Annotated in this window: 13 protein-coding genes and 1 pseudogene; 5 read left to right on the top strand and 9 right to left on the bottom strand. The window is 45.8% G+C overall.

Features of this window, described 5'->3' with window-relative positions; genetic code table 11:
- Positions 1 to 105: 105 nt before the first annotated feature.
- The 6 genes from BMY62_RS05275 to BMY62_RS05250 form a co-directional block, all read right to left on the bottom strand.
- Positions 106 to 1,020: a zinc-ribbon and DUF3426 domain-containing protein gene (locus BMY62_RS05275; protein ID WP_090657381.1), complete on the bottom strand. Its 915-nt coding sequence runs from the start codon at positions 1,018 to 1,020 to the stop codon at positions 106 to 108.
- A gap of 92 nt (positions 1,021 to 1,112) precedes the next feature.
- The gene (gene prmA, locus BMY62_RS05270) at positions 1,113 to 2,039 is read right to left on the bottom strand and encodes a 50S ribosomal protein L11 methyltransferase (RefSeq protein ID WP_090657378.1); all 927 of its coding nucleotides are present in this window, start codon (positions 2,037 to 2,039) and stop codon (positions 1,113 to 1,115) included.
- Positions 2,040 to 2,095: 56 nt separating this feature from the next.
- Positions 2,096 to 3,454, bottom strand: coding sequence for an acetyl-CoA carboxylase biotin carboxylase subunit (accC, locus tag BMY62_RS05265; RefSeq protein ID WP_090657377.1), 1,359 nt, complete (start codon positions 3,452 to 3,454; stop codon positions 2,096 to 2,098).
- Positions 3,455 to 3,525: 71 nt separating this feature from the next.
- On the bottom strand, positions 3,526 to 4,014 hold the full coding sequence (gene accB / locus BMY62_RS05260) for an acetyl-CoA carboxylase biotin carboxyl carrier protein (protein ID WP_090657375.1): 489 nt from the start codon (positions 4,012 to 4,014) through the stop codon (positions 3,526 to 3,528).
- A 192-nt stretch (positions 4,015 to 4,206) separates the two neighbouring features.
- Positions 4,207 to 4,650 (bottom strand): type II 3-dehydroquinate dehydratase, encoded by a 444-nt coding sequence (gene aroQ, locus BMY62_RS05255; RefSeq protein WP_090657447.1) that lies wholly within the window; start codon positions 4,648 to 4,650, stop codon positions 4,207 to 4,209.
- Between the two features lie 437 nt (positions 4,651 to 5,087).
- The gene (locus BMY62_RS05250; protein ID WP_090657372.1) at positions 5,088 to 6,038 is read right to left on the bottom strand and encodes a S49 family peptidase; all 951 of its coding nucleotides are present in this window, start codon (positions 6,036 to 6,038) and stop codon (positions 5,088 to 5,090) included.
- Positions 6,039 to 6,253: 215 nt separating this feature from the next.
- On the opposite strand from BMY62_RS05250, the pseudogene BMY62_RS05245 reads away from it, so the two are divergent.
- The 5 genes and pseudogenes from BMY62_RS05245 (at position 6,254) to sugE (ending at position 9,229) form a co-directional block, all read left to right on the top strand.
- Positions 6,254 to 6,715, top strand: a pseudogene (locus BMY62_RS05245) (EVE domain-containing protein).
- 10 nt (positions 6,716 to 6,725) lie between these two features.
- Complete coding sequence (locus tag BMY62_RS05240; RefSeq protein WP_090657370.1) at positions 6,726 to 7,565, top strand: sulfite exporter TauE/SafE family protein; 840 nt, start codon at positions 6,726 to 6,728, stop codon at positions 7,563 to 7,565.
- Between the two features lie 200 nt (positions 7,566 to 7,765).
- Positions 7,766 to 8,188, top strand: coding sequence for a DoxX family protein (locus BMY62_RS05235; protein WP_090657445.1), 423 nt, complete (start codon positions 7,766 to 7,768; stop codon positions 8,186 to 8,188).
- Positions 8,189 to 8,298: 110 nt separating this feature from the next.
- On the top strand, positions 8,299 to 8,739 hold the full coding sequence (locus BMY62_RS05230) for a hypothetical protein (protein ID WP_090657368.1): 441 nt from the start codon (positions 8,299 to 8,301) through the stop codon (positions 8,737 to 8,739).
- Between the two features lie 163 nt (positions 8,740 to 8,902).
- Positions 8,903 to 9,229, top strand: a complete 327-nt coding sequence (sugE, locus tag BMY62_RS05225; protein WP_090657366.1) for a quaternary ammonium compound efflux SMR transporter SugE — start codon at positions 8,903 to 8,905, stop codon at positions 9,227 to 9,229.
- Positions 9,230 to 9,333: 104 nt separating this feature from the next.
- Here sugE and BMY62_RS05220 read toward each other — a convergent pair whose 3' ends face one another.
- The 3 genes from BMY62_RS05220 to BMY62_RS05210 form a co-directional block, all read right to left on the bottom strand.
- Positions 9,334 to 10,260 (bottom strand): sensor domain-containing protein, encoded by a 927-nt coding sequence (locus BMY62_RS05220; RefSeq protein ID WP_256207436.1) that lies wholly within the window; start codon positions 10,258 to 10,260, stop codon positions 9,334 to 9,336.
- Between the two features lie 930 nt (positions 10,261 to 11,190).
- Entirely contained in the window at positions 11,191 to 13,458 is a 2,268-nt protein-coding gene (locus tag BMY62_RS05215; RefSeq protein ID WP_090657362.1) for a hypothetical protein, read from the bottom strand.
- A gap of 159 nt (positions 13,459 to 13,617) precedes the next feature.
- Positions 13,618 to 15,960 (bottom strand): TonB-dependent siderophore receptor, encoded by a 2,343-nt coding sequence (locus tag BMY62_RS05210; protein ID WP_256207435.1) that lies wholly within the window; start codon positions 15,958 to 15,960, stop codon positions 13,618 to 13,620.
- Positions 15,961 to 16,061: the final 101 nt, after the last annotated feature.

Raw genomic sequence — 16,061 nt, 5'->3', positions numbered from 1 at the left:
CTTTTTGAATTTAAAATAAAGCAATTGATTATACCTTACCAGCCACCTCAAGCCTAAAGTCAATCAGCCAGCGCACATAATTACGCTTATAACTTACTGAAAAAATTAGATATAGAGTATCTGAAGCCGGTATCCGGTTGGTTTAATCTGGCTGTTATCCAGATAAAGCTGAACAGTAATCTCATGATTCGGCAAAATTGATATTTTTTTCCGCATATCCGGCGACAGATAGTCTGCCGAGGTAAAAATTCGACTGGCAAGCAACTGATCGTGCACATCCGTTAAAAGCAATTTCAACGCAGGTAACGCTTGTGGCCGCTTCGCATGATTACGGATAATCGCAGTCAGTGTTGCCACGCCCGGTTGATTTTCGGGATCGTTCACTTGCAGATCCGACGATACGATACTCAGCAGACGGATATCTGCAGGCAGAGGCACCGAGCAACTCAATATTTTACAAAACTGTTCCAAATATGGTCTGGTTTGTGGAAACTCCGTCGCCAGATCCGCACGGTATGTAATAACAGCCTGCCCAATCAGCAAAAAAAACAATACCAGATTGCCGGCCCTCCAAAACCAGTACCGGGACGAAGACTCAGACACTGCATCGGACAGAAAATCACTTACAGGTTTGTCGGGATCTGTATTTTCTGAGCAATTTTCCGACACCGAAGTAACACCTGCGACTGCAGCTTTGTTCTGTTGCACCGACGTTTCAGGTTTGTTCTCGAAAACATGTGCGGTACTTGCCTGTATCAGCTGCTCGTTTGTCATGTTGTGCAATCCGGCAGAATTGTCGGCAATTTCTTGATGCTCGGAAGATTCTCCCAGAACGCTACCTGTGTCAGCGCGCGCTGATAAATACTCTATTTCAGTCTCATCAATTGTGATCAATGTAGAGAACCCGTTAAAAACAACCTGACATTTTCCACAACGAACCAGGCCATTTTTTACCTGTAACTGTTCAGGATAGATTTTGTATGTCGTGCTGCAATCCGGGCACAATGTTACCAGCGCCATCGGTTTCTCCGTTCATTCGTCTGTCAGGTATAAATTTATATCTTTGCTATCACCATCAGTGGCAATTTGTGTGGTTTGGGCTGACAACACATTCACACATCCGTGGTTTTGGTTCCTGTCAGTAATACCCAGTCTTCCTGCCCAGCATGAATGTGCATGTCAAACCACGGTCTGTACAATGACAAAACTTCATCCGCCTGGGACGCCAGTATGCCTGACAACGCAATCCGTCCACCTGCGCGAACCGCACGGGTAAGAATCGGCGCCAGCAGGATTAAAGGATTGGATAAAATGTTTGCCACGACTACATCAACCTGCTCAACAGCATCAGTATCCGCTGTTAGTATCGGATAGTGTGATGCAAACGAACATCTCGACGATTCACACGCATTCAGAAGCGCATTGGCATAACTTGCCTTGACAGCATGAGGATCAATATCGATACCGGTAACATGCACCGCACCCAGCTTTAGTGCTGCAATGGCGAGAATTCCTGAGCCACAGCCATAATCCAGAAGCGTTTCCCCCCGTTGTAGATTCTGGTCGAGCCAGGCAAGACATAGCTGCGTCGTTGGATGACTGCCAGTACCAAATGCCAGTCCCGGATCAAGAATAAGATTTATTGCAGACGGGTCGGGAGGTTGATGCCATGTCGGGACTATCCACAACCGCGATGAGATACAAATGGGGTTAAACTGCGATTGTGTCAATCGAACCCAGTCCTGTTCTTCGATTATTCCCTTCCGGTAGGATGGGGTATCGCTTAACCGAAGTGTTTTGGTGATCAATTGCATCACTGCATCCAAATCGGCATCGTGTTCGAATATTCCACTGACTTCGGCTTTTCTCCACACTTCTCCCAAAGGCAGACCAGGCTCGCCATATAACGGCTGCTCCTGATCCGTACCCGCCGCGGCATCATGAATATCAGCCGACAGCGCCCCCTGCTCCATCAACGCCTCGCTCAACGCCTCAGCTGATGCGTTATCGGTCTGAATAATGATCGTTTTCCAGGACATATCGGCAAATCTACACAATGTCTTGCCGCACCGGCAGACAATCTGCAGGAATTCAATCAGTCTGTCTGCTGATTATGCAGCGCAAGCTTTTGTTCCAGGTAATGAATTGAAAACTGTCCATTCAGGAAAGTAGCGTCTGTAAGTAAATCGAGATGTAGTGGAATATTTGTCTTGATGCCCTGAACCACCGTTTCAGATAAAGCGATACGCATGCGCGCTATCGCCTGCTCACGGGTGTCGCCGTAGGTAATAATTTTACCGATCATGGAATCGTAAAAAGGCGGCACCATATAATTATGATACACATGGGTGTCAACGCGCACTCCCGGACCGCCAGGCGCATGGTACTGGGTGATGCGTCCTGCAGAAGGCGTTAATTTATACGCATCCTCGGCGTTAATGCGGCACTCAATCGCGTGGCCCTTAATGACGACATCCTTTTGCTTGATTGGTAACGTACTACCTGCAGCCACATTGATCTGCGCCTGCACCAGATCAATACCAGTGACGGCTTCTGTCACGGGATGCTCAACCTGCAGCCGCGTATTCATTTCAATGAAGTAAAATTCATTTTTTTCAAAAAGAAATTCAAATGTCCCAACTCCGCGATACCTGATCTGACGGCATGCTTCTGCGCACCGCTCACCGATTTTATTTCGTAATGCTTCGGAAATACCCGGAGCGGGCGCCTCCTCAAGAATTTTCTGGTGTCTGCGCTGCAACGAGCAGTCACGCTCCCCCAAATGGACAGCATTGCCCTGCTCGTCAACCAGTAACTGAAATTCAATGTGACGAGGATTCTCCAGATACTTCTCGGCATACACCACGGGATTTCCGAAAGCTGCCTGCGCTTCATTACGCGTCATAATTACTGCGTTTGGTAATGCAGCCTCGGTATGTACTACACGCATACCGCGACCACCCCCGCCACCAGCAGCTTTAATGATTACTGGATATCCGATTTCCTTGACCACTATCTTTATCGCATCGATATCCTCAGGCAGCGCACCATCCGAGCCCGGCACACAAGGAACGCCAGCCGCTTTCATGGCATTCTTCGCACTGACCTTGTCGCCCATCAAACGAATCGTCTCAGGACGTGGACCGATAAAAACAAAGCCACTTTTTTCCACACGCTCAGCAAAATCGGCATTTTCCGAAAGAAATCCATAGCCGGGGTGAATGGCCTCAGCATCTGTCACTTCTGCGGCGCTGATTATTGCCGGTACATTTAAATAACTCTGTGCAACAGGCGCGGGACCGATACAAACCGATTCATCGGCCAGTTTGACGTATTTGGCTTCAGAATCCGCCTCAGAATATACAATCACAGTCTTTATCCCCATAGCACGACAGGCTCTTTGAACACGTAAGGCTATTTCGCCCCGGTTAGCGATAAGAATTTTTTCAAACATATTTACTCACAAGAGATTAGCTTGACCTTCTGAAATCAACAGACATACGGTTATCCGGCAATCATTCAGCATTACTGAATGACAAACAAATGCTCGCCATATTCAACAGGCTGTCCGTTTTCGACGAGTATCGACTTGATCACACCATCCTTATCAGCTTCAATCTCATTCAGCAGTTTCATTGCTTCGATAATGCACAATGTATCACCTGCTTTCACAGTCTGGCCAACTTCTACAAAAGGACCTGCACCCGGTGATGGCGAACGGTAAAAAGTGCCGACCATTGGGGACTTAACTACATGTCCATCAGGTTGCGCATCTGCTTTACCCTCGGTATCCGCTGTTTTTGTGTTGCCAGGCGCAGCATTCTGTTCCGATTGTGACTGCCCCTGTTGCAAAGGGATAACGGACTGATGCATGGGCGGTAGCCAAGCATATCCAGGTGCCGACGCCCCTGATTTACTGATACGAACCTTTTCTTCACCTTCAGTAATTTCCAACTCAGTGATACCAGATTCTTCAACCAATTCGATGAGCTTTTTAAGCTTTCTTAAATCCATAACACCCCCTGACATCACCCCAAGAATCCGGGGCCATTGAAAAACAAATTACTTCAACATATAGACCCAATGACTAACTAATCAATCAGCACGCAACCGACTTTCAAATTAATACTTTCGACTGTTCAATCGCACCTGTGGCTAGCCTGGCAATAGTTTGCTTCAGGCATAAACCAAATAATCAATCATAATTTATCGACGCACCGTTAAGGCATATTCCAACGCCAATTCATAACCTTTGGAGCCCAGACCACTGATTACACCCAAAGCCATGTCTGAGAAATAAGAATGGTGACGAAAAGTTTCACGAGAAAAAATATTGGACAAATGTATCTCTATGAAAGGTAAACGTGTTGCTGCCAGCGCATCACGCATGGCAATACTGGTATGTGTATAAGCAGCCGGATTAATGATGATAAAACTAGTACCATCAGTCATGGCCTCCTGAATCCTGTCAACCAGCCTTGATTCGGCATTACTTTGAAAAAAAGCTATATCTGCCGATCCTTTTTTCGCAATTCCGGTTAATTTCCTGTTAATATCCAGCAGCGTTTCACTACCATAAATCTCCGGTTCGCGCATTCCAAGAAGATTCAGATTCGGCCCATGAATAACCAGGATTCTATCAGCGACCATGTTTTCCGCACTCATGAAGAATTATTGCATTTTATTGTCCAAAAGTACAGTTTATTAGCGAATTTAACAGAACTTAACAACACTCCAATACAAAAAAAACAATACCTGAGAAACGCCTGAATAATTGGGCCAGAACAAATTGATTCTACTGATTTTCTAGCACAAAGCGGCATTGTCCTGGCTATATTTTTAAATGATTCAGCAAGATAAAGACCGATGCGGACTAACAGACCGCCAGAATAACCACAACGGCCCGGACTGCCGCCCCAGCTTTGCCAATTCCGAAATATCGGAATTATGTATATATTGCATTGTCCGTGCCGCTTTTATCATTCTCGAGATCCAGAACGGTCTGTGAACAATCAGTCTGAAATTTGGCTTAAATTATCAATAACAGGCTCCATCAACGCTGTCGCTAGGGGCACTTACTGAATTGTCTATCTAAATCCCCAGCTGCTATTTGTCAGCATTCCCAGCATCATTGTACTGACGCGCTTGGCGAACAGATCGATCAGGCTTTCGCGCGTTGAATAATTGACAATATCTTCGGCTTCTATTATTTCACGGGCAACGTACTCGGCGCTTCCTATGCCATCGGCCAGACCAAGCTCAATACTTTTCTGACCCGTCCATATCACGCCGCTGAAAATCTCCGGCAAGTCTTTCAAACGTTCCCCTCTACCCATCTGGACAACATGTTTAAACTGCTCGTGTATTTCTTTCAACAAGCCAGTGGCATGTTCACGCTGTTTCGGATCCATTGGTGTAAAAGGGTCCAGAAAACCCTTATGCTCGCCCGCAGTCAGCAATCGGCGCTCTATACCCAGTTTCTCCAAAGTACCCGCAAAACCAAAACCATCCATCAACACCCCGATCGAGCCGACCAGACTCGCTTTATCAACAAAAATCTTGTCAGCAGCAGATGCAATGTAATAACCACCTGAAGCACATACATCACCAATAACTGCGTACAGAGGTATGTCAGGATACACAGCGCGCAAGCGACGTATTTCATCATTGACATACCCTGCCTGAACAGGACTGCCCCCCGGGCTATTGATCCGCAATATCACGCCCTGCGTACCTTTATCCTTGAATGCGGACCTCAGACTCGCGTTGATACTATCGGCGTTATTAATCGTGTCTGGCATAATCATGCCATCCAGTTCAACCAAAGCGGTATGTTTATCCGAAATTCGCGCAGCCGAATCGCCAAACCAGTCTGTGAAGGCAAAAAGCAGCAAAAACAGGTAAATAAACGTAAGCGATTTAAAAAAAATTCCCCAAATGCGGTTTCGCCTTTGCTCTCGTACCGCCGCAAACGCAAGTCCTTCTATTAACTGCCTTTCCCATCCGGGATTTACAGATTTTTTTTCCTCTTCAGTCATATAATCTCTTCCATTTATTGTCAATCAGTTACTAAAATCCAGTTAGCTTAAATGCTGCTAAGGCACTATTATAAAAAATGAACCAACAATTTAAATTTCTTTTTTGGCCGGTGATTGCATTTTATTTAGTTCTCAAATGTCTCAGCAACTGGCAACACTATCATCTATGATCCTATCTCGTTAGAGTTATCACTATCTATCACACTAAAATTCAAATGCGCTATTGGTTGATGAAATCCGAGCCCTACAAATTCAGTATAGATGACCTGGCCGCCTAGCCCGGTCAAACAACTGTCTGGGACGGCGTGCGCAATTACCAGGCACGCAACTTCATGTGGAGGCAGATGTGCGTGGGAGACCGGACATTTTTTTACCATTCATGCTGTGCCGACCCCGGCATCACCGGCATCGCTGAAATCTCCACACCCGCGTACCCGGACGTCACTCAGTTTGACCCTCAAAGCAGATATTATGATCCCAAAGCCACTCATGATAATCCACGCTGGTATAACGTTGAAATTACCTTCAAGGAGAAAACGCGACTTTTGCCTATCAGGGAATTACGCCAATATCAGGAACTCAGTCGTATGCGCGTGCTGCAAACCGGCAACCGGTTATCCATCACACCGGTTGATCCGTATGAATGGCATTTTATTCTGCAACTCCTGAAGGCATAGCCCCGGTACGATGGAATGGTGGTTGATGTATCTGATACTGGGTGCCGTGGTCGGTTTTTTTGCCGGACTGCTGGGCATCGGCGGCGGATTACTTATCGTACCGGCGCTTACGTACATGTTCACTGCTCAGGATTTTCCACCCGACCGAATTCTGCACCTTGCATTGGGCACAACAATGGCGACCATTATTTTTACATCAGCTGCCAGCTTGTATACCCACCACAAACATGCCGCTGTGAACTGGACTATATTCAGGTACATGACGCCCGGCATCGTTATTGGCACGCTTGCGGGAACCGTATTGGCCGGCACACTATCCACCTTGATTCTGCGCATTATTTTTACGCTGTTTATCTGCTATGCTGCAACCAGCATGTTGCTAAAACTCATTTCAAAACCTCGGCCCGACACAAAGCTAGGCGCAGATCCAAACCAGTATCCTTATCCACTTCCCCAAAAAACCGTTTTTTTCACCGCCGGCAGCATTATTGGCAGTGTATCCAGTCTGGTAGCCATCGGCGGCGGAATATTGACAGTACCTTTCCTGACACTGTGCCAAATCAGGCTTCAGCACGCCATCGGTACAGCTGCAGCCATCGGCTTTCCGATTGCACTGGCAGGAACAATCGGATATATAGCAAACGGCATTGCACAAACTCAACATCTGCCGGTCTATAGTCTAGGATATGTCTACCTGCCCGCTTTAGGATGGCTGATACCGGCCAGTATGCTCACTGCGCCGCTTGGTGCCAGAACCACCCATTCAACACGTACAGCAACACTAAAAAAACTATTTATCGTCTTGCTGTACGGTCTGGCCGTAAAAATGCTGTACGACCTGTACGCATAATTGCAACAGACAAACGGTTTATCATGCATTCCCTTAACATGACACTTTAATCGAACAGTCTTTTAGTGTTCGGTGCCCGCACCTGTTCATATGCCGAATAGAAAACTGGTGTATAGCGTCATTTCACGGTCGCGATGAAGTATGCTTATTTTTTTCAATTCTAGACGGCTTTAATGATATATTTTCAGGTTTCAGATGATATGTTAGGAGAAGCCGCATTGAACCTTCCGTTTCAAAGTGACGCAACGGGTAAACTGATGCTGCGTCTAACCGTTGGCGTGCTGATGTTGTTTCATGGTATTCACAAGGTAATCAACCCGGATTCACTTGAATTTATCAGCAGACAGCTTGTCGGAATTGATTTGCCCCAGGTGCTTGCATACGGGGTTTATCTGGGAGAAATTGTTGCGCCATTAATGGTTATTTTTGGTATATTTTCGCGACTGGGTGGCCTGGTGATATTCGGCAATATGATATTTGCGATCGTACTGGCGCATCGCAATCAATTTTTTTCGCTAACCGATCATGGCGGACTGACGCTGGAACTTCAACTGTTCTTTTTACTGACCGGACTTGCGGTTTTCTTACTTGGCAGCGGCAGAATCGCAATAAAGCCGGACTAGAAACAGCAGTATTCAGCCTTAAACAGACTCGCCACTCCTGCTCACATACTGGCAACGGTCTGTACGACTAAAAATTACTGTCAACATTTTACCTGATATACGTCTCTATCATGATCAGATTCATTTTTACTACAGCGTTCCTTTTGGTGATTGCACTGCTAAGTTATAACTACTTCTTTGGTACCGAAGAAGAAAAGAAACAGGCACAGGAAATTTTCACCAAGGGCACAGAGGTTGTCGGAGCTGGCGCTGATCTGCTGAAATCGGAATATCAAAAATATCAGGATGGCAAGTATGATCAGGCACTTGACAATATCAGTCATTTATTGAGTACGCTTAGGGAACAAGGCGATGAATTACTCGAAGAAATTGATAACTGGAACCAAAAAAAGGACGAGTGGGACCAGAAAAAGTATGAGCTTCAACAATTAATCGACGCCAATCCAGACGTCATGGATAAAGAATCAATCACAAAAACCATTGCTGAACTGGAAAAAGAAAGGAAAGTACTTGAGACTGAAGGCAGGCGGCTTAAGGAGCAGGCGGAATAAATATTAACACTAAGACCAACGTAAAAAAACGGACTGTATTGCTGTTTAGATACTAACATCAGGCTGAGCAAGCTGGTTATTATCCATTGAATTTATTCGAAGTGGGGACGGCCCCACCTCTCTATTCGACCGGGGACGGCCCCGTAAAATCAGAGAGGTTTCTATGAATACTAATTGGGCGATTTTAATATTGGCAGGGTTATTCGAAATCGGATGGGCAATCGGGCTCAAGTATACCGATGGCTTTTCACGATTCTGGCCGACAGTCTGGACAGTTCTAGCCATTGTCATTAGCGTCAGCCTGCTTGGTGCTGCAATGAAATCATTACCCGTGGGAACTGCCTATGCGGTTTGGGTTGGTGTAGGTATAGTCGGTACAGCAATATTTGGCATCGTTGTATTTGACGAGCCAGCCAATATGTATCGGCTGGTTTGTCTTGGATTGATCATTGCAGGGGTTATTGGCCTCAAATCTGGAATATCCACCTAAAGGAGACTCTCATAACAAAATATCAAACCAGAACTGGATGGTATCATGCAATTTTAGTCATTTTATCCTGAGATTTTCACTTCACATCAGACTACCCAATCGATTCAGTTCGTCGGTTTGTTCATATGCGATTTAAAGAATTGCCAATTGTTACCGCCTCTGCTTTTAGCGCAATACATGGCTGCATCACTATTTTTCAGCAATCCCAGGACCTCTTCTCCATCATCAGGGAACAGTGAGATACCAATACTGCAACTAAGACGAAGCTTTAGCCCATTGATATAAAAGGGTAACAATAATGCATCACGTATTTTTTGGGCAACTTTTTGTGCATCCTGTGCGCAGGAAAGACTCGATAACAGGACAATAAATTCATCTCCACCATGGCGCGCAACAGTGTCTTCACTGCGCACGGCTGCCTCGAATCTTTCCGCTACTTTCTGTAGCAGCAGGTCGCCGACGTTGTGCCCCATAGAATCATTGATTACTTTAAAATTATCCAGATCGATAAACAGCACTGCTGCCTTATGCTGATTGCGACGGGCATGTTCAAGCGCCAGTTCTATCCGGTCATTCAATAAAATCCGGTTTGGCAAACCAGTCAGTAAATCGTGAGTCGCAATCTCTATGATACGCTGCTCCGCTTTTTTACGCTCAGTAATATCAATGGACATGCCAACCAGATACAACGGTTTTCCAGAACCATCACAAAAAGGTTTTTTGAACGTATGCACAATTCGATTTTCTTTCAGTGAAGTATTCCAGACCGTTTCCTCAAAATCAATTTGACTGCCATTTGCAAATACTTCCCTGTCCTTGGCAAGAAAAATTTTCATCTGATCGGCTGGGAAATACTGACGAGCATCTGTGCCATACAGATCTTCAAAACAAAGCCCCCACTGTAGTTCACATGCTTTATTCATTGCGAGAATTTTACTCTCGGCATCTTTTATGAAAACAGCCAGAGGTAATACATCAATGAATTTTTGAAATTTAAGTGCATCCTCAAGAAGAAGGAAATGTAAATTCATGGCCATGACACTTGTTGAAAAATAGCAGCTTATGATGCCACCACTATTATGCTGACCAAAGGATGATCCAAGCCCTTACGGAAGCTGATATCAATTGTTCACTGTAGCGGCACATCTTCCAGTTCACGCAATAGAATAACTCCAGAATGTTGCTCGGCAAAGAACTTTCGAAAAACGAGTTTATTCTCGCAGTACTACAAAACGCACACAATATCAGATGCAGCAGTCCGCGTGGACAATTGAATTGAACAATACAGAAACAATTGCATATTCCGGTTCTATTTGAACATTTTTTTGGATGAACATGGCCTGAAATTTCATAATAACCACTCCACTTCCTCGCAACTGGATCAACAGCAATCCCATCTCTTCTCCAATCAATTATCGCCCCAAACAAGGCCAGTCAACTCCATTTTTCCTGTTTCGAATCCATAGCCATATTTCAGCTTGTCTGTAACGTATTATTTTTTTATACCAGGTCACGTTCAAGTGATGCAATGCTCATGGATAGATCGAACAAAAAAGTCATACATGAAATATGTGAATATTTTCAGTTCGTTTCAACGTCAACTATACTCTTTCAAGAGAAAGAATGTACAGATTTTAGGGATTGACTGACTACAAGATAGACTGCGACGTGCCAAACTCTGTGCTGTTCGGTTTTAGTCAATACCAGCTCTTAACATAAAAAAGTAGCAGGCATCATTTACACAGTAAACAGGGTGCAGCCGCGTCTATTTTGGAGCAATGTCAGGAAAAACCGGATCATGTCAAATGAAGATTGAAACAAATACGCATCACTCGATCTGGTCGTCTTATTAGGGGTTTTAATCGAGCCCCGACACTTGTCACTAGTCGTGTGCAAACACAAATCTAACAAAAATGTGCCGGAAGCGTCCATCAGAAAATAGCTGATGGACGCACTAACGATTAGTTTAATTCATTCTCGTATTCCACAATAAATCCGGTAATTGTTTGCTGAGCGGACTCAGCTTTCGTTGAATCACCTTGCACAGCAGCTTCAATCAAATCCTGCAAAGCATTCTCGATTCTGACGCGCCTTGTTGCATCCAGGCGAAGCTCAAGATCAGGAAGCAGAATCTGCGTATACAGCGCTATGACCTCCGCAGCCCATCTGGCCTGCGCCCTATCAGCATCGAACGACTGCTCATATATTCCCAAACTACTATTGATCTGACCAATAACTCCACGGCTGATGTCACTGACAATCTGATCAGCGTTAACGACCGCCAAATCACCTGCTAGCTGTGTTTTAATCCGAGCGTTGCTATTCGGATTACCTGCCGCAATCACAGGTTCAACAATTCGATAGAAATAAATGCCTTCAACCTGCTTTTCAAGCGCTTCGTCAATATCCCGATCCCGGTTTTCGACAATACCTTCAACTTCACGCAGAACCCCTATCAGAAACGCACGCACCACAGGAAATATCACCTGTTCACGTGCAATGACCAGTTGTTCCATGCTATTTGAGGCTGTGCCGCCGATAGCCGTTTTACCATCGATTAACGCCAATGCAACCCGGCTATCAAGAAACGGATTGCTGCCGCTTTCGATAGACTGCCGGTCTGCGGTCAGTACCTTGTTTTCTCTGGCGACCGTGCCTTTTATCGCCTGAAATGCCGAATATGCTCTATCCCATTCCAGCTCCAGCTCACCTGTGGTCTGATCATCGAAAAAATCAAGTACGTAAGTTAACCGGTTATAAATTGTCAGCGCAAAAACTCGTTGCAGGGTTTTGTCGATTGCCTGGGCAGCAAGCGGTACCTGCTGGGCATTACTGATATCGTCTATCGCTGAGAGAACATCGCTGTCCATTGACGACCGGTAAATGCTGTCTATAATTTGCGTTAACTGCTGCAGTTCGCCGGTATATGTACTCAGGATAGCCTGTGCATCGACTGGATCCTGTCGCCGCAGCGAACCGATAGTCTGAAAAGCCGTTACTGCTGCATCAACGAATGGTGTCTCCACCGTCTGCTCATATTCTGCAATTGCCAGTGCCTGCTCATATGCCATCAGTACGCTGTCTATTTCCAGACGTGCCTGCTCGGCACCGGTCGCATCCGAGGCGTTACTGGCTTCTTTAAGATTGTTTAACGCGGTTTCAATTTCGCTTCGCGCGTTCGAATCCAGGCGTATTTCAAGGTCAGCCAGAAACATGTTGGCATATAAAAGTGCTTCTTCGGCAACTTCCATCGCACGCCCGCGATCATCCAGTATGCTGCTTTCATTTGCATCCAGTTCTGCGCGTACACGGCCGACAAATCCTTTGCTCAACTCGCTGACAATTGCATCCGCATTTACGGATGCAATATTTCCGGTAAACTGGGCTTTGATAAGCTCGCTACCGGTAGCATTTTCACGGGTAATAAACTCTTCAATGAGGCGATAGAAAATTTCGCCTTCCTTCTGTTTTTCCCTGGCTTCTTCGATATCGCGGTCTCGATTGGACACCACGCCCTCGACTTCACGCAGCACGCCAATATAGTATGCGCGCACCAGAGACAAGCGAATAATTTGTCGTACAATCTTGATCTCAATCAGATCCTCAGCCGGATTCTGCTTGTTTAAAGCTGCTCTTCCCCGTTCAAACGCCAGAGTAACCTGGACATCCAGCGCAGGGTTGTCACCGGTTTCTATTGACTGTCGATCAGCGGAAATGACCTTGTTTTCTCGAGCAGCTGTGCCCTTGATCGCCTCAAATGCTGCAGCAGCCTCATTCCACATAGCATTCAATGCCTCTGTCGATGCGGTCTCGAAATCATCGCGGGCGGCTGTCACACGATCCAGAATAGTCAAATAAAACACCCGCTGCAGTGTTTTATCGATCACCTGAGCAGCCAGTGTGGGTTCGTTGCCGGTACTGATTTCATCAATCGCTACAAGCAGATCGCTGTCCAGTGTCAGGCCGTTATCCGTATCGACTTGCTGCGTCAGCGCCTGCAACGAATTTACATAAACGTTACGAATAGCATCCGCATCAATCGGATCTTCCCGCCTGAGCGCACCGATCTCCTGAAATGCCGCAACGGCTGTATCAACCGCTTCGGCGTTGGATGTAGTTTCCAGCGTTGCGGCATGTACCGTCATCCTGTCGGGACTAAAAATGAAATAACCGCTCATTAATGCTATTACCGCACTGACCAGGATCAGTGCTTTTGTATTTGCAATCATACTCTCTCTCCTTTTTTCTATTTGAGGCAAAAACAATATTATTACGATAATGTTAATAATAATAGTTATTATTTAATAAAAAGAATACAAATATTAATAATAATAGTTATTATTAATATATTTATTTTCCAGGTTCTTACCTTGCGAACAACGTGTTAACTAAAAATTGGCCACAAGCGTGGCGCGTACAGCAATTGGTGAACCGGGTGATATGTTGTTATTGTTATGCACCGATGCGAAGTAATGGGTATCAAAAATATTTTCGATATTAATCTGCCCGCGAACCTGACGTGTAAATTGTGCAAACAAGGCCGCGTCAACACGCGTAAAATCGGGTATTCGTACTGTATTATCTACTGCTGCAAACATGGAGCTGCGATATATCACGCCAAATGCAGCGCCAATACGTGGCGTGAAATCATACCGGCTCCACATCGAAAAGGTGTTTCGAGGCAATTCGCCAATGGTCGCACCCTTTTGCGCATCTGCCGATTGCGTACTGGTGAGTTCTCCCTCCTGGTAGGCGTAACCGCCCATAACACTCAGGCTCTGCGTAATTCGTCCGCTCAAACCAATTTCTACACCTTCGGTACGCTGACCCTTGGCAAGAAACGTACGCGTCGAGTCGTTGGGATCGACAGTAATCACGTTGGTCCGGTCCAGTCTGAACACTGCACCGGTCAATGCCAGATCAGGATAAATGTCCCATTTAATTCCCGCCTCGTAAGTGGTAAATTTTTCAGGTTTGAGCGTTGCCCTGGTAACAATAATTCCCGTTAATTGTTCACCAGCTCTGGGTACAAACGCCTGGCTGTAGCTTGCATAAATTGACAGCGGCTCTATCGGCTTGAAAATCAGGCCAAAACGCGGTGATATCAGATGATCAGTAGTATTGATTTGAGCGGCATCACCATTTCTTTTGCGAAAATCCACCTCAAACAAATCATAGCGTACACCGGCGATGGCCTGCAGTTGTGGCAGCAGTTCAATCTGATCCTGAATATACAATGACGTGATATCGACCACGCTGCGATTGTCCGCATCAGTATCCTGTGTGACAAACGCAATGGGAACATTTGTTACCGGATTACTCACTGGCACGCGAAAACTCGTGCCTCGTGGATCGTTATTAAAAAAACCAGTCTGACGAACATTGCTGGTTATCTGCTGACCAATTTCAACACCCGCCAGCAGTGTATGACTGATGGGCCCCGTGTCTACTGAGTACAGAATATCTGTTTGATTAAACACATTTTCGCGATCGGTTGTATCGTTATAGGCCCCCAGCGATACGCGATCAGCGAAAACAGGACTGTTGGCGAATATATTCTGGTAAAACTTATCATACTGCGCGTAGTTCGTCCGGTTGCGCAGGGTCACACCGAAGTCAAAGTGATGCTCGATTAACGAATTAAAAGACAACACCTCTGCGTCCGCATGACTGCGATGCGGATCGCCGAAAAACTGAGAACGTTTGACATCCAGAGGTCGACCTGTGAATGATGGAATTCCCCTGTCAGCCGTTCTGTCGTCATGAAAGCGCTCCATGTTCAACACAACTTTGGTGCGATTGGTGGGCTTAATGGTAACGGTTGGTGATACACCGCGCCGCCGCATTACAACATCGTCGCGAAAACTGTCTGAATCTTCAAACAGCCCATTCACACGAAAAGCTACTTTATCATTGAATACATGACCGAAATCGCCCGTCATTCGTTTTCGATTGAATGATCCGCCCTGAAATGAGAATTCTCGTACCGGATTCCAGTTGGCTTGTTTAGTCACACGGTTTACGACGCCGCCCGAGCCGCCACGACCGAAAATCATTCCATTGGCGCCTTTCAGCACTTCAACGCGCTCGATATTATACAAATCACGAAAAAAAGCGACGTCATCACGAACACCATCAACAAAAAAATCACCGGTTGAACGATTTCCACGAAAAATCAATGCATCGCGATTACCTTCACCCTGAGAAACACCTACTCCCGGCACATAGCGCACGGCATCGCCGAGACTTTGAATCGCCTGATCTTTGATCAATTCGTCGGTTACGACAGTGATGGATTGCGGTACGTCGCGCAATAAGGTGTTCGTTTTGGTTGCGGTCACGCTGCTGGTTGCAGCATAACTTCCTGCATTGCTGGCAGAAATCTGTATGGTGGGTAATACGGTAACTTTCTCGTCCGTTTTGGATCCCGAAATTTCAAGGTCGCCTGAAGGTTGAGCGCTTACTATCTCAAACCCGCCCGGCTGTTGTACAAACCGATATCCGGTGCCGATTAACAATAAATTTAGCCCTGACGCAACATCATATCTACCGTCAAGGCCCCGAGTTTTTAAACCTTCCAGCAAACCGGAGTTGTAAATCAGATCGACACCGGCCTGTAGCGAGAACTTTTCCAGCGCATCAAGCAATGAACCAGCAGGTATACTATAGACGCGCTCCGTTACCGCAGTTTGCTGATTTCCGCTGGATTCAGCAATCGCTGGATTCAGCAAAAAGCAACACAGTAATGCTAAACAACTTGAATATACGTGCAGACAAAATCTGGATCTTTGTTGATTCTTTTTGAATATACCGCTCATTTTTATTATTAAAT

The organism is Nitrosomonas marina, from assembly GCF_900111605.1.
Lineage (GTDB): Bacteria > Pseudomonadota > Gammaproteobacteria > Burkholderiales > Nitrosomonadaceae > Nitrosomonas > Nitrosomonas marina_A.
Note: the sequence above shows the minus strand (reverse complement) of the source record. Positions and strands in the feature narration are given on the sequence as shown.